Raw genomic sequence first — 21,635 nt, forward strand, 5'->3', positions numbered from 1 at the left:
CTCTCAGGACGCTCCCAGCGGTTAGTGTTGAAACAGACACCTGCGGGTCAAGATCGAAGGAGCACGAAGTGGCACCAGCCAAAGTACTGGCCTCACGCAACACCGTCGCCGAAGTCGGCCACAACGCCATCACCCAGCCGGGACCCGCCCACCTGATGCGGGCCGTCAAGCGTTTCGGCGAACGATTGGGCAACCAGTTCGGCGCGGCCATCACCTACTTCCTGGTCCTCGCAGTCATGCCGATCGCGATGTTCACCTTCGCGAGCCTCGGTTTCGTTCTCGATGTGCTGCGCCCCGATCTCGTCCCCGTCATCACGGACCAGATCGAGGCTCAGGTAGGCGGCAATTCGTCACTGACAGAACAGCTTGAGAGCTTCCTCACCAGTTGGCAGTCGGTCGGCATCATCGCCATCCTGGCTGCCCTCTATACGGGGCAGGGATTCATCGGCAACCTCGGCGCAGCCGTGAGGGCCCAACTGCACGCAGACTTCGACGATGTCATCGAAGACAAGTCGTTCGTCCAGAAGATCCTCAACAACGTCGTCACCCTTCTGGGACTCATCATCGGCCTGCTGCTCACCGTGGCGTTGACTGTCGTCGGCGCTGGCCTCGGGTCCGTCATCAGCGACATTCTCAGCCTTCCGGGTTGGGCGAGGGCCCTCTTGGTCATCATCCCGCCCCTCATCACCTTCGGTGCCGCGTGGTTGATCTTCATGTTCCTCTTCACGATGCTGCCTGAGCACCCAGTGGGCAAAAGGGCCAAGGTTCGGGGCTCTCTTATCGGTGCTCTGGCATTCACCATTCTCATCAATTTCGCCACGGTCCTCGTCGATCTCTTCTCCGGCAACAAGGCCGCAGGCGTGTTCGGGTCGATCATCGCGATCATGTTGACGATGAATATCTTCGCTCGCATCATCCTCTTCGTCGCCGCCTGGATCGGCACCGCGGCCCCACCGCGCCCGCAGGAGGATTCCACGCCCGAATACCGGTTCGTCGAGCCACGGGTCCAGATCCAGAGCCTGGGTGCGCTGCTGGCCGGCGCCGGCATCATCACACTTACTCTGCTCGGATTCCGGCGACTCGATGAGCGCCAGACGAAACACGAGTAGACAACGCGTTAGACTGAGCGAGAATTCGCCAACTGACCGAGGAGACACGACCTTTGACTGATGCAACGACGGCTCGCCTGAACGAATGGGCGAACAAGCAGACTGCCGCCGAAGAACTCATTCCACTGACCGGACGACTGTACCGCGAGAACGATGTGCTGCTGACGCTGTTCGGCCGTTCTCTGCTGAACAAGTCGGTGACCGGGATGATCAAGGCTCACCGCTATGCCCGCCACTTCCTCGGCGAGGATCTCGACATCGAAGAGACCCTGAAGATCGTTCGTGCTCTGACCGAACTCGATCTCGGGCCTACCCGAATCGACTTGGGTCGCCTCATCCAGAAGCTGCAGGACCAGTCGACCTCGGTCGAAGACTTCCTCTCCACTGAGCTGGCATCAGTCACCGGAGGCAATGCTGAGGAAGGTACCGTCCGCGATGTCGTCCTCTACGGCTTCGGCCGCATCGGTCGCCTGCTCGCCCGCATCCTCATCGATCGTGCCGGCGGCACGGGGATGCGTCTGCGTGCGATCGTCGTCCGCAAGGGCAGCGATGATGACATCGTCAAGCGTGCCTCCCTGCTGCGGCGCGACTCCGTGCATGGCAGCTTCGACGGCAGCATCGTCGTCGACGAAGAGGCCAACACGATCCAGGCCAACGGCACCCTGATCCAGGTCATCTACTCCAACGATCCTTCTCAGGTCGACTACACCGAGTACGGCATCAACGATGCGATCATCGTCGACAACACGGGAATCTGGCGCGACGAGGAGAGCCTGTCCAAGCACCTGGCCTGCCCGGGTGCCTCGAAGGTCCTCCTCACCGCGCCCGGCAAGGGCGAGGTCAAGAACATCGTCTACGGCGTCAATGACGCGGCCATCCTCGAAGAGGACACGGTGATGTCAGCGGCTTCGTGCACCACGAACGCGATCACTCCAGTGCTCAAGGCCCTCCATGACAAGTACGGGGTCCGAAACGGTCACGTCGAAACGGTGCATTCGTTCACGAACGATCAGAACCTCATCGACAACTTCCACAAGGGCTCCCGTCGTGGTCGTGCCGCCGGACTCAATATGGTGCTCACGGAGACCGGTGCTGCCAAGGCAGTGGCGAAGGCACTCCCCAAACTCAAGGGCAAGCTCTCGGGCAACGCGATCCGCGTTCCCACTCCGAACGTGTCGATGGCGATCCTCAACCTCAACCTTGAGAAGGCCACGAGCGTCGATGAGCTCAACGCATTCCTGCGTGAGACCTCGATGAATTCGGAACTGCGCAACCAGATCGACTATGTCTCCTCCCCCGAGCTCGTCTCCAGCGACCTCGTCGGCTCGAAGCGGGCCGGTGTCGTCGATGGTCTGGCCACGATCGTCGACGATGACCGTGTCGTCGTCTACGTCTGGTACGACAACGAGTTCGGCTACAGCTGCCAGGTGATCCGCTGCGTGGCCAAGATGGCCGGGGTCGACGTTCCCGCCTTCCCCTGATCTGATCGTCAGCGGCCAGATCCTCTGATCGCACAGTAAAACGCCCGCAGTCTAAATGGCTGCGGGCGTTTCTTCGTCTCTGAGGCTTTTGGTGATGGATGCGCGCTCAGGCTCGGTCCTGGCCTGCCTTCTCATTCTCCATCGCTTCGTGGAGCCAGATGGGGGTGTAGGTGCTGAACCGTTTGGCCAGTTCGTCGTCGCTGTCGAGGATGACGGCGAAGCGATCATCGGCCGTGGAGAGCTCATTGGCCCAGATCGGGCCCAGACAGGCCAGAACGGCACACGCCAGGACGATGGCGATGGCCAGGATCGGTGTCGCCGTGAACAGCATCCATCCGAACAGCAGCCCGAGCACCGCGAAGCCGATCGCGACCGCCATGCCCGCGTTGCGGGTTCTCGGAGCACGGGCGCGGGCGGGTCTGGCCGAGGCCACCGAATCAAGGACGTCACGATTGATCCTCGTCCAGGCGAGGATCGCACCCAGTGCACAGACTATTCCGATCATGATGAGGCTGAACGCGGAGAACAGCAGGATAGTGTCGACCCGAGTTCCCTGCGCCTGCATCGCCGCACCGATTCCGGCGACGAGCATGGCCAGCGCCAAGACCAGCATGCTCAGCAGTCGCGCTCGGCGCACTGCAATGAGCTCGCTGACGACTCGAGCGAGGTATGCCCGTTCGTCAGCATGGTCAGACTTCTCGCTCATCGCACGTATCCCGCTGCTTTGTCGACCGTGTGCGGGAACGCCTCCCCTGCCATGTGCTTGTCGAAGAGGTCGACGAACTGGTTGGCCAGACGCATGCGCCATCCGTCGGTGTCCCCGCTCATGTGCGGGGTGACGATGACGTTGTCCGCCTGCCACAGCGAGTGATCGGCAGGCAGTGGCTCTTCGTCGAAGACGTCGAGTCCGGCGCCGGCGATCTGGCCCGTCTCAAGTGCCTTCACGAGGTCGGAGGTGACGACCCCCTCCCCACGACCGACATTGACGAAGTAGGCGTCCGAGTCCATGGCGGCGAACACCTCGGCGTCGATGAGATTCCTCGTCTTCTCCGTCAGCGGCGCAATGTTGATCACCCAGTCGACTCCGGACAGATGCGAACTCAGCTGAGCCGAATCGATGACGGTTCCGAAGTCGGCGTCACCGGTCCGAGCATGGCTGCCGGCTCCGGTGACGTTGACGTCGAGAGCTTTCAGCAACCGGGCGATCTCGCGCCCGATCGACCCGGTGCCGACGACCATGGCCTGGGATCCGGCCAGGTTCTTCGTCGAGCGACGGTTCCAGGTCGATGTTTTCTGATCCTGGAGCGAACCCAGCGAGTTCTTCGCATGGATGAGGATGTAGTTGAGGACGAACTCTGCGATGGGCCGATCGAAGATCCCCCGCGCGTTGGTGACCACAACCTCCGAGGCCGACAGCTCATCGAAGAGCAGAGAGTCGACTCCGGCCGCAGCCGCATGGATCCACTTCAGGCTGTCAGCACGGTCGAACTCGCTGCGCAGCGCTGTTGAGAAGAAGTCCCAGAGCAGGAGAACTTCGGTGCCCGGGAGAGCAGAGCCGAGGTCCTGTGCTTCGACGATCCGAAGTTCGACTCCTTCCCTGTGACCGAGGTCAGTCAGCTGGTCGGGAATCTCCGTCCCGGGGGCGTTGAGTATTGTCAGTACCGTCATGAGTCGACTCCTTCAGCCTAGCCTTCTCAGCCAGACTATCGGATGTGTCGGTGTGAGACGCGGACGAATCCGCGTGGCTCGCAGAGGAGTCGGCCCCGACCGTGACAAGTTCGCGCTTTGCGGGGTCGGCCTTCAGCGTCTGTGCCAATGGTGTGTTGGGCAGGAAGCACAGGAAGATGAACCCGAGGACTGCCAGTGGGGCGACCCACAGGAACAGCGGCACCAGAGCGTCGTTGTACGACGTGATGATGAGGCTGTGCAGCGGCTCTGGCAGGTCGGCGACGATCTGGGGGGTGAGCCCCGTCGAGGAGACCTTGGGCAGCGGCTGTGAAGGATTGGCCTTGGCCAGCTCACCCATCCCGTCCTTGATATTGTCCAGGAGACGCTGGGTGAAGACTGACCCGATGAAGGCCATGCCCAGAGTCGCTCCGACCTGGCGGAAGTAGTTGTTCGACGCGGTGGCTGTGCCGACCATGGCAACGGGGAAGGCATTCTGGACGACGAGCACGAGGGTCTGCATGCTCAGCCCCAGTCCGAGCCCCAGCAGGGCCAAGCAGCCCATGGTCTCCCAAGGTGCGCTTTCGGCCTTGAGCTGCGAGAGCAGCACCAGAGAAGCGGCCATGATCAGGATTCCCATGAGCGGGTACATCTTGTATTTGCCGGTGCGCGAGACGACGAAGCCGATGAGTGTCGAGGAGATGAGCATCGTGCCCATCATGGGAACCATCATCAGGCCCGCCACGGTGGCGTCGATTCCGTGGACCATCTGCAGATAGGTGGGCATGTAGGACAGGACCCCGAACATGCCAATGCCGATGAACAGCCCGGCGATGGTGCACAGCAGGAAGTCTCGGTTCTTGAACAGGTACATCGGGATGACCGGTTCGCTGACCTTGAGCTCGACCAGGATGAAACCGACGATGGAGAGGGCTCCGACGATGATGAGGCCGTTGATCTGCCACGAGCCCCATTCGTAGTCGTGTCCGCCCCAGGCGGAGACGAGGACGATGCAGGAGGTGACGATCGAGATCAGGGCCATGCCGATGACGTCGATCTTCGGGCGCGGTCCGGGGGCGCGCTTGGGCACCTTGAGGAAGATGGCGGCGGCGAAGAGAGCGATGATGCCGAGTGGGAAGTTGATCGCGAAGGCCCAGCGCCAGCCGGGTCCTTCTGTCAGCCAGCCGCCGATGAGGGGACCTGCGACCGAGGATACGGCGAAGGCAGATCCCATGATTCCCATGTACTTGCCGCGTTCACGTGCGGGAACCACCGAGGCGATGATGGACTGCGAGAGGATCATCATGCCACCGCCGCCGATGCCCTGGAGCACCCGGCCGAAGATGAGCATGCCCATGTCATTGGCGATCAGTGCGAAAACCGAGCCGAGCAGGAAGCAGCTGATGGCGAACATGAAGAGCGGTTTGCGACCGAACAGGTCACCGACCTTGCCGTAGATGGGCATCATGATCGTCGAGGCGAGCATGAATGCTGTGGAGACCCACAACATCTGGTCGACACCGTCGAGTTCACCGACGATCGTCGGCAGTGCGGTCGCCAGCACCGTCTGATTGAGAGAGAACATGAACATGGCGATCATCAGGCCCACGAAGAGCAGGATGATCGCAGATGTCTTCATCTGCTCGGGGTCGCTGCTGTCTTCCGGGGTCTTCGGCATCTCGCCGGTTCTCAGTCCTTGATTCCTTCTCATTTCAGCCTTTGTCATAGTCGGTCCAGAACCTTGAGGAAGAGTCCCAATGATTCTTCGAAGAGTGGTTGTGTGCCGGTTTTCTCGTCAATGCGCTCGGGTGAGCGTTTGACCGTCTGGCCAGCGTGATTCAGGGGCACCCGGCACAGTTGGGTGAGCATCCTGGCGCTGCGCCAGGCCGATTCTTCAGTGGAGAACTCCTGGCCCAGAAAGCGCAGACGCGCCAGCACGTGTTCAGCCACGAGCTCTTCCAGGGCCTCGGCCCGGTCAAAGCGCTTGCTGACCAGCTCCGGATAGCGGGCGAACAGCTTCCTGCGCCGGGCCGGCAGGCTGGGATCCATCGACCCCATGAGCAGCACCTCGCGGACGAAGCGGGCAGTGTCCTCAGCCAGATTCTCCACCCCGGAATCGGAGTGGACGTAGTCATCGACCAGTTTCGCGTCGATGTTGGATTCGTCGAGTCCGACGATGGCGTCTTCCTTCGTCGCGTAATAGTTGAAGAAGGTTCGTGTGGACACGCCGACGTCGGCGGCGATGTTCGCGACCGTCGCGCATTCGAGACCCTCATCGAGAACCCGAGTGATTGCCGCATCATGCAGCGCATGACGCGTCTGACGGGCCTTTTTGGCTCGGAGGGATTCGGGTTCGGATTCACGCATGAGACCATTTTTGCATCTCATGCAACATTTCACCAACTGCAAAATTGCAATTGTGCACTAATTCACGTTTTCAAACGTGAACCGCAGCCCTCACATCGGTTTCTTCACATGAGCGTCTTCAGCCGCGCCCGGTGCTGTTCGAGGACTTGGAGCTGTCCCAGAAGGGTCGTCTGCGCGGTCGTGTCCGTGGTGTCCTGGCGCTGTAGTCGCGAGTGCAGCTCCTTCGCGATGCGTTCGAGATCGTAGTCGAAGAGACGAGCCACGATGCCGCGGGCAAACCCTTCCGCGCTGACGCCGTCTGCCACCGGCAACGGCGTCACCAGCAGTTGCGTGACGTAGGGCTTGAGGTCCTCGGCGCTGGCGGAGAGGACCGCGTCGGCCCAACGAGTGGCGCCGGCTGTTCCCGCCGCCTGGGCACCGCCGGCCGATTTCAATCCGCCGGCAGCCTTCACTGCGGCTTGGATCCGTCGATAGCCGGGGTGCTCGAAGGCTCGCGCGGACAGGGAGTCGAACAGTTTGGCGTTGACGAACTCGGGATGCTGCAGCGCCACCATCAGGGCCCCCTTCTCGGTTTTGAGACGAGCGGGGCTGATCGGTGCCGACAGGTTCGACACGTCTGGGCGCTCATCGTAGACGTACTCGATCGCGGTGTCGTCTCCACCTGCTCCTCCCCCAGTGGGTGCGAATCCCGTGGATGGCAGCTGTGCACTCGTCCCCTGCGCCTGGCCCTGTCCCGATACGGGTTGACCGGAAGGCTGTTGCCCCGATGTCGGCCGCCCAGAAACCTGCGCTCCCGGTGCCTGCTGGCCCTGAGATCTGTTCCTCTGTGCCTGCGGCGGGCCTGCTTGAGCCGGCGGACCCGATGCGACCGGCGGAGCACCGGGCGGGGTCTGGGACGGGGCAGGCTGCGGCTGACGAGCCTGGTTCGCCTGCGGTTTGCTGGGGCGCTTCCGGGCATCTCTGACCGCGGATTCCACTTCGTCGATATCGACACCGATGCGTCCGGCGACGAAACGGTAGTAGTGGCTGAGACTGTTGCGGTCCCGGATGTCAGCGAGGACCTCGGCGCTGGCCTTGACCGCTGCGATCCGACCTTCGACCGAGTCGAGGTCGTAGCGAGAGATCGCGGTGGTGATGACGAACTCGAAGAGCGGTTTGCGACCGTCGATGAGTTCGCGCAGGGCCCCGTCGCCTTTCTGCATCCGCAGATCGCAGGGGTCGAGCCCATCAGGTTCGACGGCGACGAAGGTCTGAGCGGTGAACTCGCTTTCGAATTCGAAGGCGCGCAGTGCAGCCTTCTGCCCGGCCGCGTCGCCGTCGAAGGTGAAGATCACCTGGCCGGTCGGATCATCGCCGAGCAGACGCCGAACGATCTTCACGTGCTCGGGCCCGAAGGCCGTTCCGCAGGTCGCCACCGCTTGCGTGACACCGGCCAGGTGCGCGGCCATGACATCGGTATAACCTTCGACGATGACTACGCGTTTGGTCTTCGCGATGTCCTTCTTGGCCAGATCCAGCCCGTAGAGTACTTGGTTCTTATGGTAGAGAGCGGTCTCCGGAGTGTTCAGGTACTTCGGCCCCTGGTCGTCGTCGAACAGGCGCCTGGCACCGAAGCCGATGGTCCGAGAAGTCATGTCCTTGATGGGCCACACGACCCGGCCGCGGAAACGGTCGTAGATGCCGCGGCCGCCTTCGCTGGCCAGACCTCCGGCAAGGACCTCCTCCTCGGTGAAACCGGCCCGCTTGAGCTGGCTGGTCAGCGCATCCCAGGACTTGGGGGCGAAGCCGAGACCGAACTCCTTGCTCGAACTCAGGGGAAAGCCACGGCCTTCGAGGAACTCCCGACCGATCTGCCCCTGCTCGGATTCAAGGCACTGGGTGAAGAAGCGCTGCGCGACTTCGTGCATCTCCAGCAGCCGCTGTCTGCGGCTGGCCTGCTCACGATCGGGGCCTTTGCCGTCTTCGTAGCGCAGATGCATCCCGATCTTGCCGGCCAGAGCCTCGACCGTCTCAACGAAGCTGAGCTGTTCGACCTTCTGCAGAAACGAGAACACGTCGCCGGACTCACCACAGCCGAAGCAGTGGTACATCCCGACCTGGGGTCGGACCGTGAAAGAAGGAGTCTTCTCATCGTGAAAGGGGCACAGCCCCTTGAGCGAGCCGATTCCCGCGGTCTTGAGCGTGACGAATTCACCGACGACCTCGTCGATGCGGGTTCGACTGCGCAGCTCGTCGATGTCCTCACGTTTGATCAGTCCGGCCATGGTCTAGAGACGATCCCCCGCCCCTGCTTTGAGCTGGTGGTACAGAGCCCAGGCGGAATGGTCGGTCAGCGAGGCGATCTGGTCGACGACGACACGCAGCCGGGCCGCATCGTCGGCAGCTTCGAAGTAGTCGGCCCTGAACATCGGGTCGAGTTTGGTCGGCGTCGCGGAGTACCACTGGGCGAGCTCCGTGATGACGGCAGACTGGATGTCATGGAGTCGCAGACGGTCTTCGGCGACCATCACCGTCAACGTCGCCATGCCTTTGAGGACAGCGATCTCGACGACCGTAGGCTCGGGGACGACCAGCGAGGCCGCATAACGAGCCAGGGGCTCCCAGCCGAACTCCTCACGTGTGGCGGCTTCCGCCGCGCCGACGAACCGTCCGATGAGCTGGCTCGTCATGTGCTTGAGCGTGGCCTGGGCCTTCCTGGAACCGTCATAGACATCCGCCGGCCAGTACGCAGCCGCCTGCAGTCGCGACAGCGCTTTGTCCATCTCTTCGTCGCTCGTGGTCGGCAGATACCATTTCCGGGTGATGTCGAAGAGCTCGGCCCGACGACCCTCCGCAGCGAATTCGTCCAGATGCAGGTGACCGCCGGCGATCGCGTCCTCGACGTCGTGGACGGAATAGGAAATGTCGTCGGCGAGGTCCATCACTTGGGCTTCGATGCAGCGTTTGCCGTTCTCGATCCCGTCACGGTAGAAGTCGAAGACTCCCCTGTCGTCGTCGTAGACGCCGAATTTGCGCACACCGGAGTCACGCCGCCCCGCGGACGCTTCGCTCCGTGACCAGGGGTATTTCGTCAGCGCGTCGAGGCTGGCCCGTGTGAGGTTGAGTCCTGCCGGTCGGCCGTCATCGGCGATCACCTTCGGCTCGATCCGGGTGACCAGGCGCAGCGTCTGCGCATTGCCCTCGAATCCGCCGATGTCGATGCACAGAGCGTCGAGAATGGTCTCACCGTGGTGGCCGAAAGGCGGGTGGCCGAGGTCATGACTCAGGCACGCGGTGTCGACGATATCGGGATCGCAGCCTAAGTATCGGGCGAGTTCGCGCCCGACCTGGGCCACTTCAAGGGAGTGGGTGAGTCGGGTGCGGACGAAATCATCGGTGCCTGGTGAGACGACCTGAGTCTTGGCACCAAGCCGACGCAGTCCCGCCGAGTGCAGCACCCGAGCTCGGTCACGCTGAAAGGCCGAGCGGCGTGGATTCTTCGCCGGTTCGCTCACCCATCGTTCCTCGTCCCACGGCGTGTAGACCGCCACGGTCCCCGAGCGCACCGAGGTGCGTGGGTGAGTTTCGAATGGCATTGTCATCCTCCCGAGATGTCGAGTTCCGCCTCGGAAAGCAGTGACTTTCCGCTCACATCGAAGATGCGGGAGTCGAGCCACCCTTCGGGCAGATGCGGCTTCTTCGGGCGGGTCGTCCGCCCCCGGGAGCCTTCCGCGTCCGTACCAGGATACGGTGCGTCCTGATCGAGCTGGGCCAGCAGCCCCGCGAGTTCCTCGAGCGAGGAGACCATCGCCAGCTGACGCCGCAGGTCTCCCCCGACCGGGTAGCCCTTGAAATACCAGGCGATGTGTTTGCGCAGGTCACGAACGCCGTAGAACTCGTCCTCGTAGTATTCGGCCAGATACTCGCCGTGCTTGTACACGGCACGGGCCACCTCGGCGAGACCGGGCTGGAAACGTTCATCGCTGCCGCCCAGGGCATTGGCGAGGTCGCCGAACAGCCACGGTCGTCCCTGGCATCCGCGTCCGATGACGACGCCGTCGCACCCGGTTCTGCGCATCATCTCCAGAGCGTCCTCTGCTGCGAAGATATCGCCGTTGCCCAAAACGGGCACAGTGTCGCCGAGGTGGTCCTTGAGTCGGGCGATGGCGTCCCAGTCCGCCTGACCCGAGTACAGATCCGCTGCGGACCGACCGTGGAGGGCGACCGCTGCCACACCCGCGTTGCGGGCAGTCTCGCCGGCGTCGAGGAAGGTCTGGTGGTCCTTGTCGATGCCTTTGCGCATCTTCACGGTCAGAGGGATGCCGCCGCGGTCCGCCTCGGTCACGGCTGTGGTGACGATGGCTTCGAACAGGTCCTTCTTCCACGGCAGGGCCGAGCCACCGCCCTTCCGGGTGACCTTGGGCACGGGGCAGCCGAAGTTGAGGTCGATGTGGTCGGCGCGGTCTTCGTCCACGAGCATCCGCACTGCCTGCCCGATCGTCTCCGGGTCGACACCATAGAGCTGAACCGAACGCGGGGTCTCGTAGGGCTCGTGCCGGATGATGCGCATGCTCTTGGGGCTGCGTTCGACCAAGGCCCTCGACGTCACCATCTCCGTCACATACAGGCCGGCTCCGTATTCGCGGCACAGGCGCCTGAAGGCCGTGTTGGTGATCCCGGCCATCGGCGCGAGCACCACCGGCGAGGACAGCTCGATGGGGCCGATGCGCAGGGGCTCGACAACGGCTGGGGATACTGATTCTGGGGCAGGGCTGATGACACTCACCATGCCATTATCCCCGAGCAGTCAAATGGTGGGGCGCCTGCACGGGCAGCTGCCGCCCGCTCACGATCGCGCATGTGAAGCCTCCTCAGATTCTTCTCTGTCTTCATCAACCCGTTCGGGGACGAGAAATTCCCGAATGTCCCATTCGACGTCGAGGCCCAGCTCCTGAGCGAGACGATCATCATGGGTGATGACGAGCATCGCTCCTCCGAATCCGTCCAAGGCGGTCACCAGCGCAGTCAGTGAGGAGAGGTCGAGGTTATTGCCTGGTTCGTCGAGGATGAGCAGCTGCGGCGCGGGGTCCTGGAACAGACTCTTCGCCAGAGCCACTCGAAAGCGTTCCCCTCCCGACAGGGTCGAACACAGCTGCTCGGTCCGTCCGGCCCGCAGTCCCATGGCGGCCAACACCTCATGGACTCGGTGTGGTCCGAGACCAGGGTTGTCCTCCCTCACTGCTTCCATGACGGTCAGCGTCGGAGGCAGTCTGTACTGCTGGTCGAGGAAACCGCTCGCCACAGGAACGGTGAAGGTCAGATCGGGAAACAGCTCGTCGATAGGGGCACCGGTGTCGTATCGCCCGGCGATCGCCGACAGCAGGGTCGACTTCCCGGAGCCGTTGGCACCGGTCAGCCTGATCCGCTCGGGGCCGACGATCGTACGTGGCTGCTCCAGCACCGGCCCGGAGACGTCGAGGACACGCTTCGCCGAATGGATCACGGTCTCGGGCAGATCCAGGCGGATGCTTGAGTCCCTGCGCAGAGCGTCCTTGGCGGTGCGCACCGAGGAACGGGCGGCCTCCTCGTCGTCTGCCTTGTCTCCGCGCCGCTTCGCCGCGCTCTTCTGGGCGAAGTCGGTCAGTCCATTCATGACGATCTTGGGACGGCGCTTGTTCTCCTTGTCCTTGGCAGCCTTGCGATCGGCCCTGGCCAGCTTCGTCTCGAGTTCGATGCGCTGGCGCTTCTCGATCGCCAGGGATTTCTTCGCATCGACGAGGTGAGCGAGCTTCGCCTCCTCTTCGGCGGCGACCATGCGTTCGTAGTCGTCGAAGTCTCCACCGTAGATGCGCAGCTGGTCCGTCATCTCGACGATCGTCGTCACCTCTGCCAGGAGGGCACGGTCGTGTGAGATCACGAGTGTCGGCCCCGTCCGGTCCCGCAGCAGGGAGGCCAGTCTGCGGCGCCCCGCCTCGTCGAGGTTGTTGCTCGGTTCGTCGAGGATCAGCCAGCGATCACCGGCCAGGGCCGCCCGAGCCAGTCCGATGCGCATGGCTTGGCCGCCGGAGAAGGTCGACAGCCGCCGATCGAGAGCCGCGACGTCGAGTGTGAGTCCGAGATCGGCCAGGACGCTCAGCGCCCGTTCTTCGATGTCCCAGTCATCGCCGATGACATCGAAGTCGGTGAGATCGGCGTCACCGGCCAGAGCCGTCGACAAGGCCGATCTGATCTCGCTGATTCCCAACGCCGAGGCGACGCTGGCCTCGGTATGGGGCAACAGCTGATCGATGTACACCGCGCCCTCGGCACCGGTGGCTGAACCCGAGCTGGGGCCAAGCTGTCCGGCGATGATTCTGGCGAGGGTGGATTTGCCGATCCCGTTGTCACCGACCAGCCCGACAAGGGAGGCAGGGATCGACGCAGTGAGAGAAGTGAAGATCTCGGTGTCATCGCCGAGGCGGTAGCCGAGTTTCGAGATGGATATGGCAGCAGTCATGTGTGTCCTCATTTCGTGCACAGAAGTGCGCTGCGGGTCCGTAGCACCCGCATGATGCGGAAATGAGGAATTACTTCACGAAGTGACTGTCTTTCGCCGGGAATGTGTCAGATCAAGGATGACGGAGGTCGACCGACTTCGTCAAGGGCTGTTGCGAATCTCAGACGATGATGAGCATGAGCTCCGCGGGCTCGCTTCCGGGGTTGGACAACTGGTGCGGAACATCGCCTGGCGCCTGCGCGCAGTCTCCGACTCGCAGCGTGGTCCGGCGGTCGATCGTGACGATTTCGATGGTGCCGGCGAGCACGAAGAAGGTCTCACGCGAGCCGCTGCGGTGGGCGGCGAAGGACGCCGTTTCGCAGTGCGGATCAAGCTTGTAGTGCACCACTTCCATGTTCTCCTGCGGCGCAGGGAGGTCACGACGCAGAGTGCCTCTGCCGTATGCGCTGTGAGCGGGAATGGCGGCGCTGGGGGTGATGACCACCTCGGGCGGGGCGAGGAGCTCTCCCACGTCGACGCCGAGGGCACGGGAGAGCCCCATGGCGTTCGAGACTGATGTGTCCTGTTCCCCGCGCTCGATCTTCGACAGAGCCGCTCGAGAGATTCCGGCGCGCACAGCAAGTTCGTTGAGAGTCAGGTCGTTGTACTTGCGGCGCGCCCTGATGCGCGCGCCGAATACTCGAGCTCCGAGATCTTCCGTGTTCGCCATGGTGACATCATAGATTATTCTTGAATAGTAGAGTGAATTCTACCAAGCCTCACTTCTTCACACGATGGACTTTTTTCTATGACTCCACTCCTGGCACTGACGCCCATTGTGCTCGCGATCGCTCTGCTCGTATTCAAACAGAGCTCATGGATCGCCGCAGCTGCCGGGGTCATCGCCGCCGGGGTGGCCGTCATTCTCTTCTTCCCGACCCCCTTGTCGGTTCTCCTCGAATCCGGTGCGGACTACTTCCCACTGATCCTCGAAGTCGCCCTCATCCTTCTGTTCGGCATGGTCCTGGCACGCCTACTCGAGTCATCAGGGTCGATGGGCGAGATCTCCTCCTGGGTCGAAGCTGCGGCGCCGAGTCGCGCGCTCGGCGTCGCCCTCGTCGTGTTCGGACTCGTCCCCTTCGCCGAGTCGGTCACCGGGTTCGGCATCGGGGTGACGATCGGAGTCCCGGTCCTGCGACTGCTCGGCTGTTCGCTGCGGCAGTCGGCGATCCTCGGGCTGCTTGGCCTCATCGCCGTTCCCTGGGGCGCGCTCGGTCCCGGAACCACGGTCGCCGCCGCGCTCACCGGCATCAACGTCGACGATCTCGGCGTCGCAACAGCGTGGATCAATGCGATTCCCGTCATCATCGTGGCCACCTCGGTGATTCTCGTCATGCGCCCCGGACTGTCCTCCAGCTTCGGAATCATTGCCGCCGCGGCTCTGATGTGGTCTGGCATCCTTGCCGCGAACATCCTCATCGGCATGGCCCCAGCCGGCATCATCGGCTCATTGCTCGTCATCGCCGTCATGGGCACCCTCTTCATCATCCGCCGCCGCAGAACCGGCTTCACACGCCAATTGGGTCTCGCGGTCCTGCCGTATACGACGCTCACAGTGGGCCTGCTCGTGGCCCGCGCATTGGAATCCGCAGTCCCGTCACTGGTGACACAGATCGTGGCCTCTCCCCCGTTCTGGTTAGCCGCCGCCTGTGTGATCGCCGCGCTCAGGGTCACCGATCGCGGCACTGTGACCTCCGCCGCCGTTCGCTCCTGGCTGCCGATCGGGGCCGGCACCGCCGCCTTCATGCTCATGGGCTGGATCATGACGACGACCGGGATGAGCGCGTCCATCGGGACCTTGGTGCCGGCCGGACTCGTCCTCTTCACGCCCTGGCTGACTGCAGTCGGAGCCATCGTGACCGGGTCGAACACCGGCGCCAATTCCATGTTCACCGGCACCATCGACGCGGTCGCCACGGCCTCCCACGTCTCCTCACTGCCGGTGGTGGCCGCAGGAAACGCCGCCGCCTCGCTTGCGGCACTGGCCGCTCCCCCACGGGTGGCGATGTCAGTGCAGATGGCAGATCCCTCAAGCCCCGCCTCGGCGAATGACATCGCCTGGGTCCAGGGACGGGCACTGACCGTCGCAGGGATCAACGCGGTGGCCCTCGGCCTCTGGATTCAGTTCATGGCCTGAGCCCGGAACACGGACCTCAGACGCGGATGATCTCGCGCGGGAAGTCGGTGAACGTGTCGCAGCCGGTATCCGTGATGAGGACTGACTCGGAGAGTTCGTAGCCGTAGCCGTTCATCCACATGCCGCAGATGAGGTGGAAGGTCATTCCGGCCTCGAGGATCTGGTCGTCCTCGGTCCTGATCGAGATTGTGCGCTCGCCCCAGTCGGGTGGGTACCCGATGCCGATGGAGTAGCCCAGCCGGCTCGGCTTCTCCAGGCCGGCCAGCGCCAGCACCCGGTTCCAGGTGCGGGCCAATTCGGCGGTGGGCACCTCCGGTGCGGCGACGTCGAGAACCGCGGCCAGTGCTTCGGAGACGACACCCTCGAGTCGGATGAGCTCCTGCTTCGGCTTTCCCACGACGGCGGTGCGCGCCAGGGGCACGTGATAGCGACGGTGGACGCCTGCCAGCTCGATGCTCACCGACTCATCGGCAACGAACTTCCGATTCGTCCAGCTCAGGTGCGGGGTGTCCGCGCTCTCCCCCGTCGGCAGGAGCGGAACAATGGCCGGGTAGTCACCCCAGGCACTGCCGCGTCCGCGGGCCTGGGCCGCAGCGATCTCGGCCGCCACCTCATTCTGAGCGACACCGGCGCCGATGGTCGCCAAGGCAGCGTTCATCGACTCTGTGGTGACCTCGGCGGCATTGCGCATCAGTGCGACTTCGGCTGGGGACTTGATCGCGCGGATCCAATTGACCAGCTCGAAGGAATCCACCAGGCGCCACTCCGGGACCCCGTTGACCAGCGAACGGAAGGCACGCGGAGAGAAGAAGTGCGAGTCCATCTCGACCCCGACCGGCGAGGAAGAGGCACGGGCGACTTCCCAGCGCTGCCGCAGTGCGAAGGACACCCAGTCGAAGGGATGGATGTGGGGGCGCTGCACGTAGCGTTCCGGATAGCCCACGATGTCCTCCGGGGGCAGCCACGAGGTGTGCATAGCGCCCCGGGCATCCATGTCCCGCATGAACAGAGTCAGCGGTCCCGACGCCGGGACGAAGAGGAGCTGAGGGGTGTAGAACGACCAGGCGTTGTACCCGGTGAGGTAATAGACGTTGGCAGGGTCGGTGACGATGAGTGCAGACAGACCCTGGTCGATCATGCGATTGCGCACCGAGGCGATGCGCCCCAGGTACTCATCAGGGGAGAACGACAGCTCGTTCGCGCCGATCGTGTCGACCTCACCGGGACGCGGCTGTGGGCGAGCCCTGACTTCCTGTCCTGCCCGGCCCTGCTCGGCTCCGGGCCGCATTCCCTGCACGTCTGGCCGGTTGTCTTCACCAGCGTAGAACAGCTCACCCTCATTCATGATTACAGTGTGGTGAGCCAGCTCACACCGTGTCAATCACTGTCACACGCGTGTTGTCAGGGGTGAAAATGCCAATTCATGACGGATCCAGAATGATTGTTTTTCGTATTCGACTGAATTCGCATACGAATCTGCGCATTCCGACGGAATCAATGGTAGATTGTGTTGAGACCCAAATCACGGAGGTGAAGAATGGCCCACTTGGTGCCGAGCGGAAGCAATCACCGCCTGGGCAATCTCGATGAGAAGTCGAAAGCGATCATCGTCGAATTGCAGCACGACGGACGCAAGTCCTACTCCGCCATCGGCAAGTCCGTGGGGCTGTCCGAGGCTGCCGTCCGACAGCGGGTCTCCAGGCTCATCGATTCCGGCGTGATGGAAATCGTCGCCGTGACCGATCCCTTGAGCCTGGGCTTCGCCCGACAGGCCATGGTGGGTGTCAAGGTTCGGGGCGATATCTCCAAGGTCGCCGATCGACTGCACGGATACGACGAGATCGATTATCTCGTTGTCACCGCAGGGTCGTTCGACATCTTGGTCGAGATCGTCTGCGAATCGGATCGCCACCTGATCGAATTCGTCAATGAAGAGCTGCGTTCGATCGACGCCGTCGTGGACACCGAGCTCTTCATGTACCTCTCACTCGAAAAGCAAAAATACAATTGGGGGACGCGATGACAGAGAATGTCACCAGAGCTGGCACCAGCTACCAGGATGCCATCCGCAACAACGTGTGGATGCATATGGCTCCGCACCAGTCACTGTTCAACGGTGGTGAAGCACCGATCATCACTCGTGGTGAAGGCCACCACATCTTCGACGACAAGGGCAAGAAGTACCTTGACGGACTGGCCGGACTGTTCACCGTCCAGGTGGGCCACGGCCGCGAGGAGATCGCGAAGGCGATGTCGGATCAGGCGATGAAGCTGCCCTTCATGCCCCTGTGGTCCTTCGCGCATCCGCAGGCCATCGAGGTTTCGGAGCGCCTGGCCAGCTATGCCCCGGGTGACCTCAACCGTGTCTTCCTCACCTCCGGTGGCGGTGACTCGGTCGAGTCCGCGATGAAGCTGGCGAAGAACTACTTCAAGGTCACGGGCAAGCCGGGCAAGCACAAGATCATCTCGCGTGCCACGGCCTACCACGGCACACCTCACGGCGCACTGTCCGTGACCTCGCTGCCGGACCTGCGTGAGCAGTTCGCTCCCCTGGTCCCCGGTGCGATCAAGGTGCCCAACACCAACTTCTACCGCTCACCCGAGCCCTACGCCCACGATGAGAAGGCCTTCGGCCGCTGGGCAGCGGACCGCATCGGTGAGGCCATCGAGTTCGAGGGTGCCGACTCAGTTGCGGCAGTCTTCCTCGAACCGGTGCAGAACTCCGGCGGCTGCTTCCCGCCGCCTCCCGGCTACTTCGAACGGGTCCGCGAGATCTGCGACGAGTACGACGTGCTCCTGGTCTCGGACGAGACGATCTGCGCCTACGGTCGTATCGGCGACATGTTCGCCTGCAACGACTTCGGCTACGTGCCCGACATCATCACCAGCGCCAAGGGCATCACCTCCGGTTATGCTCCGCTGGGTGCAATGATCGCCTCGGATCGTCTGTTCGAGCCCTTCGGTCCCGGCGGGGACGAGACCTTCTACCACGGCTACACCTTCGGCGGACACCCCGTCTCCTGTGCGGCCGCCATGGCGAACTTCGATGTGTTCGAGAAGGAGAAGCTCAACGATCACGTGCACGAGAACGCTGCTGCGTTCAAGTTCACGCTTGAGAAGCTCAAGGACCTGCCGATCGTCGGCGACGTCCGCGGTGAGGGCTTCTTCTACGGCATCGAGCTGGTCAAGGATCGCGACACCAAGGAATCCTTCACCGAGGAGGAGTCGGAGCGCATCCTCAAGAACTTCGTCTCGGCGAAGATGTTCGACGACGGCCTGTACTGCCGCGCCGATGACCGTGGCGACCCGGTCATCCAGCTCTCGCCTCCGCTGACCGTGGGTCAGAAGGAGTTCGACGAGATGGAGCAGATCATCCGCGGAACCCTGACCGAGGCCTGGACCAAGCTCTGATCACAGCCTGAAGCCTGGTCGCATGGAAGCTGCCCCGATTCCTCATTGAGGAGTCGGGGCAGCTTCATGCCAGGCGTCCGCACTTCATGTCGCTGACCCTCCGTCCCGGGCGGCTGACGGTGCAAGGCGTGGCGGCGGACGCAGGCCCGATCGTACGACGAGCACCCCCAGAGCAGTCGTCAGCGGAATGGCGATGACCAAGCCGATCGAACACACGAGGATGCTCACGACCTCAATGGCCATCTCTCCCAGTGTCAGGGTCTCGAAGAACGACTGGTCGTGGGCGGAGACGATGAGGAGTGTGGTCAGCGCGGACCCCACATAGGCGAACGTGATCGTGTACACCGTCGAGGCGATGTGGTCGCGACCGATGCGCATCGCTCGGGCGAAGAGCTGCCTGGATTTGAGATCTGGTGCCACTGTGGCCAGTTCCCAGACCGCCGACGCCTGAGTGATGGTGACGTCGTTGAGAACGCCGAGTCCGGTGACAAGGATCGCGCAGACGATCAGGTCAGCCAACGACACGTCCGTAGTGCCGGTGAGGAGGAATCCCTCTTCGGAATAGGCGATGCCGAGATTAGCCCAGGAAGTCATCCATGCACCGAGCAATCCCGTGAAGACGATGCCGGCAACGGTCCCGAAAAGCGCCGTCGTCGTCCGGGTCGACACGCCATGGGCAAGATACAGGGCGATGACCATGATCGCACTCGCCGCGACCATTGCCACGAGGATCGGCGGCTTGGAGTCAAGGACCGCTGGGAGCATGAACACGATCAGCACGACACCGGCGAAGGCAAGGCCCGTCAACGCACGCAAGCCCCGAAAACCTGCGACGGCGAGAACGACGAGCCCGTACACGATCGCCAGGGCAAGGATCGGGACATCTCTGTCGTAATCGACGAACACATAGTCAGTCTCGGTCTCTGCGCGGTCAGTCGACTTCGTGAAGTCGAGGACCTTAAGCGAATCTCCGACCCCGACCCCCGACACGATGGCGTCGGGAGTCACATAGAGACTCCCCTCCTGCCCGTCCACTTCGGCCGTGAACTCCATGCAGTCGGCTTCGAGCATCGGGTCAGGATCGCTGGTCTCGCAGCTCGACGCATCCACGGCGGTGACCCTCGCTTCAGCGGTGGAGACTCCCGGTGCGGTGTTCGTCATCGGGCCGCCGCCGGGTAAGTCCTGTTCCGGTCCGTGCGGCCACAGAAGGACCAGGCCACCGATCGTGATGAGGACCAGAGGAAGGAGACACACGATCATGATCAGGCGGACCCTCGGCGAGGCTGTGGGCTCCCGTTGGAGCGTCATATGCATGGCGGACCTTCGTGTCGAAGAGCGTTGTGACTCGGGCTCGGTGCGCGAATTGAAAGGCGGTGTGAATGACCATGCCCACGGACGTGCGGCCGAACGATTCGGGCCCGGTCGGTCGATTTCACGACCGACCGGGCCCGATCCTCAGGAGCCACCGGTGACAGGTTCCAACTGGTCCTCAGACCCCAGCGGAGCCTCAGACCCCAACGGACTTTCAGACGCCGAGGTGCTCGGCCAGGTAGTTCTCCACCTGATCGATGCTCACGCGCTCCTGGCTCATGTCGTCACGCTTGCGGATCGTGACCGCATTGTCGTCGAGTGAGTCGAAGTCGAACGTGATGCACAGCGGAGTGCCGACCTCGTCCTGACGACGGTAGCGACGTCCGATCGCACCGGCATCATCGAAGTCGATGTTCCAGCGCTTGCGCAGACGAGCTGCGAGCTCCTTGGCCTGCGGGGACAGCTTCTCGTTGCGGCTCAGCGGCAGGACAGCAGCCTTGACCGGAGCCAGACGCGGATCGAACTTGAGCACGATGCGCTTGTCGACGCCGCCCTTGGTGTTCGGTGCCTCGTCCTCGGTGTAGGCATCGATGAGGAAGGCCATCATCGAGCGGGTGAGTCCGAAGGACGGTTCGATGACATAGGGGGTGAAGCGTTCACCGCTGGCCTGGTCGAAGTACTGCAGCTTCGCACCGGAGGCCTCGGTGTGGGTGCCGAGGTCGTAGTCGGTGCGGTTGGCCACGCCCATGAGCTCGCCCCATTCGGAGCCCTGGAAGCCGAAGCGGTACTCGACGTCGATCGTGCCCGACGAGTAGTGTGCCCGGTCGTCTTCGGGGACGTCGAGGCGGCGCACGTTGTCCTCGGAGATGCCGAGGTCGAGGAACCAGTTCCAGCAGGCCTCGACCCATTCGCGGTAGTAGTCGTCGGCCTCGTCGGGTCGAACGAAGTACTCGAGCTCCATCTGCTCGAACTCACGGGTGCGGAAGATGAAGTTTCCGGGAGTGATCTCGTTGCGGAAGGCCTTGCCGATCTGGCCGATGCCGAACGGCGGCTTCTTCCGTGCAGCGGTCACGACGTTGTTGAAGTTGACGAAGATTCCCTGGGCGGTCTCGGGGCGCAGGTAGTTCAGACCCGCCTCCGACTCCACCGGACCCAGGAAGGTCTTGACCAGCCCGGAGAACTCCTGCGGCTCGGTCCACTGACCGCGGTTTCCGCAGTCGGGGCAGACAATGTCGGCCATGCCGTTCTCGGGTGCCTTGGAGTGCTTGGCCTCGTAGGCTTCGACGAGGTGGTCCTCACGGTGGCGCTTGTGGCAGCTGAGGCATTCGACGAGCGGGTCGACGAAGGTAGCCACGTGGCCCGAGGCCTCCCAGACCCGTTTGGGCAGGATGACCGAGGAGTCGAGTCCGACGACGTCTTCGCGTCCGCGGACGAAGGTCTGCCACCACTGGGCCTTGATGTTGTCCTTGAGCTCAACACCCAACGGCCCGTAGTCCCAGGCCGAACGGGAACCGCCATAGATCTCTCCGGCTTGGAAGACGAATCCTCTGCGTTTGGCCAGGGCGATGACGGCATCCAACTTGGACTGTGCCACGTTTATTCTCCTTGAGGTAGTTCGCCGACGGCCGGCTGCCGTGGCT

At 63.0% G+C, this 21,635-nt stretch carries 17 protein-coding genes; 5 read left to right on the forward strand and 12 right to left on the reverse strand.

All coding sequences use genetic code 11. The features are described from left to right. The first annotated feature begins 68 nt into the window (after positions 1-68). Entirely contained in the window at positions 69-1,109 is a 1,041-nt protein-coding gene (locus LQ788_RS11830) for a YhjD/YihY/BrkB family envelope integrity protein (protein WP_231441208.1), read from the forward strand. Positions 1,110-1,162: 53 nt separating this feature from the next. Continuing rightward, positions 1,163-2,590: a glyceraldehyde-3-phosphate dehydrogenase gene (locus LQ788_RS11835; protein WP_231441210.1), complete on the forward strand. Its 1,428-nt coding sequence runs from the start codon at positions 1,163-1,165 to the stop codon at positions 2,588-2,590. A gap of 106 nt (positions 2,591-2,696) precedes the next feature. Here the strand turns inward: LQ788_RS11835 and LQ788_RS11840 are convergent, their stop codons facing one another. The 9 genes from LQ788_RS11840 to LQ788_RS11880 form a co-directional block, all read right to left on the reverse strand. After that, on the reverse strand, positions 2,697-3,296 hold the full coding sequence (locus LQ788_RS11840) for a hypothetical protein (protein WP_231441212.1): 600 nt from the start codon (positions 3,294-3,296) through the stop codon (positions 2,697-2,699). After that, positions 3,293-4,258, reverse strand: a complete 966-nt coding sequence (locus tag LQ788_RS11845) for a D-2-hydroxyacid dehydrogenase (RefSeq protein ID WP_231441214.1) — start codon at positions 4,256-4,258, stop codon at positions 3,293-3,295. The genes LQ788_RS11840 and LQ788_RS11845 overlap by 4 nt, the downstream gene beginning before the upstream one ends. After that, on the reverse strand, positions 4,200-5,966 hold the full coding sequence (locus LQ788_RS11850; protein WP_231441216.1) for an MDR family MFS transporter: 1,767 nt from the start codon (positions 5,964-5,966) through the stop codon (positions 4,200-4,202). Before LQ788_RS11850 ends, LQ788_RS11845 begins: the two co-directional genes overlap by 59 nt. An 11-nt stretch (positions 5,967-5,977) precedes the next feature. Then, complete coding sequence (locus LQ788_RS11855; RefSeq protein ID WP_231441218.1) at positions 5,978-6,622, reverse strand: TetR/AcrR family transcriptional regulator; 645 nt, start codon at positions 6,620-6,622, stop codon at positions 5,978-5,980. Between the two features lie 104 nt (positions 6,623-6,726). Next, the gene (gene dnaG, locus LQ788_RS11860; RefSeq protein ID WP_231441219.1) at positions 6,727-8,886 is read right to left on the reverse strand and encodes a DNA primase; all 2,160 of its coding nucleotides are present in this window, start codon (positions 8,884-8,886) and stop codon (positions 6,727-6,729) included. A gap of 3 nt (positions 8,887-8,889) precedes the next feature. After that, positions 8,890-10,197: a deoxyguanosinetriphosphate triphosphohydrolase gene (locus LQ788_RS11865; RefSeq protein WP_231441221.1), complete on the reverse strand. Its 1,308-nt coding sequence runs from the start codon at positions 10,195-10,197 to the stop codon at positions 8,890-8,892. 2 nt (positions 10,198-10,199) lie between these two features. Beyond that, on the reverse strand, positions 10,200-11,390 hold the full coding sequence (dusB, locus tag LQ788_RS11870) for a tRNA dihydrouridine synthase DusB (protein WP_231441223.1): 1,191 nt from the start codon (positions 11,388-11,390) through the stop codon (positions 10,200-10,202). 57 nt (positions 11,391-11,447) lie between these two features. Further along, positions 11,448-13,097 carry an ATP-binding cassette domain-containing protein gene (locus LQ788_RS11875; protein WP_231441225.1) on the reverse strand — a complete coding sequence of 550 codons (1,650 nt, stop codon included), beginning with the start codon at positions 13,095-13,097 and terminating at the stop codon, positions 11,448-11,450. A 160-nt stretch (positions 13,098-13,257) separates the two neighbouring features. Further along, entirely contained in the window at positions 13,258-13,806 is a 549-nt protein-coding gene (locus tag LQ788_RS11880) for a helix-turn-helix domain-containing protein (protein ID WP_231441227.1), read from the reverse strand. A gap of 78 nt (positions 13,807-13,884) precedes the next feature. Here LQ788_RS11880 and LQ788_RS11885 point away from each other — a divergent pair, with 78 nt between their 5' ends. Continuing rightward, positions 13,885-15,273, forward strand: coding sequence for an L-lactate permease (locus LQ788_RS11885; RefSeq protein ID WP_231441229.1), 1,389 nt, complete (start codon positions 13,885-13,887; stop codon positions 15,271-15,273). 16 nt (positions 15,274-15,289) lie between these two features. On the opposite strand, the gene LQ788_RS11890 is transcribed toward LQ788_RS11885, so the two are convergent. Then, on the reverse strand, positions 15,290-16,618 hold the full coding sequence (locus LQ788_RS11890; protein WP_231441231.1) for a M24 family metallopeptidase: 1,329 nt from the start codon (positions 16,616-16,618) through the stop codon (positions 15,290-15,292). A gap of 192 nt (positions 16,619-16,810) precedes the next feature. Here LQ788_RS11890 and LQ788_RS11895 point away from each other — a divergent pair, with 192 nt between their 5' ends. Both LQ788_RS11895 and LQ788_RS11900 read left to right on the forward strand, forming a co-directional pair. Beyond that, positions 16,811-17,296: an Lrp/AsnC family transcriptional regulator gene (locus LQ788_RS11895; RefSeq protein WP_231441233.1), complete on the forward strand. Its 486-nt coding sequence runs from the start codon at positions 16,811-16,813 to the stop codon at positions 17,294-17,296. Beyond that, the gene (locus LQ788_RS11900) at positions 17,293-18,684 is read left to right on the forward strand and encodes an aspartate aminotransferase family protein (RefSeq protein WP_009881503.1); all 1,392 of its coding nucleotides are present in this window, start codon (positions 17,293-17,295) and stop codon (positions 18,682-18,684) included. The genes LQ788_RS11895 and LQ788_RS11900 overlap by 4 nt, the downstream gene beginning before the upstream one ends. An 84-nt stretch (positions 18,685-18,768) precedes the next feature. On the opposite strand, the gene LQ788_RS11905 is transcribed toward LQ788_RS11900, so the two are convergent. Both LQ788_RS11905 and LQ788_RS11910 read right to left on the reverse strand, forming a co-directional pair. After that, entirely contained in the window at positions 18,769-19,998 is a 1,230-nt protein-coding gene (locus tag LQ788_RS11905; protein WP_231441235.1) for a YibE/F family protein, read from the reverse strand. Positions 19,999-20,209: 211 nt separating this feature from the next. After that, positions 20,210-21,589, reverse strand: coding sequence for a glycine--tRNA ligase (locus LQ788_RS11910; RefSeq protein ID WP_231441237.1), 1,380 nt, complete (start codon positions 21,587-21,589; stop codon positions 20,210-20,212). Between the last annotated feature and the right edge of the window lie 46 nt (positions 21,590-21,635).

Source organism: Brevibacterium zhoupengii (assembly GCF_021117425.1).
GTDB classification, from domain to species: Bacteria; Actinomycetota; Actinomycetes; order Actinomycetales; family Brevibacteriaceae; genus Brevibacterium; species Brevibacterium zhoupengii.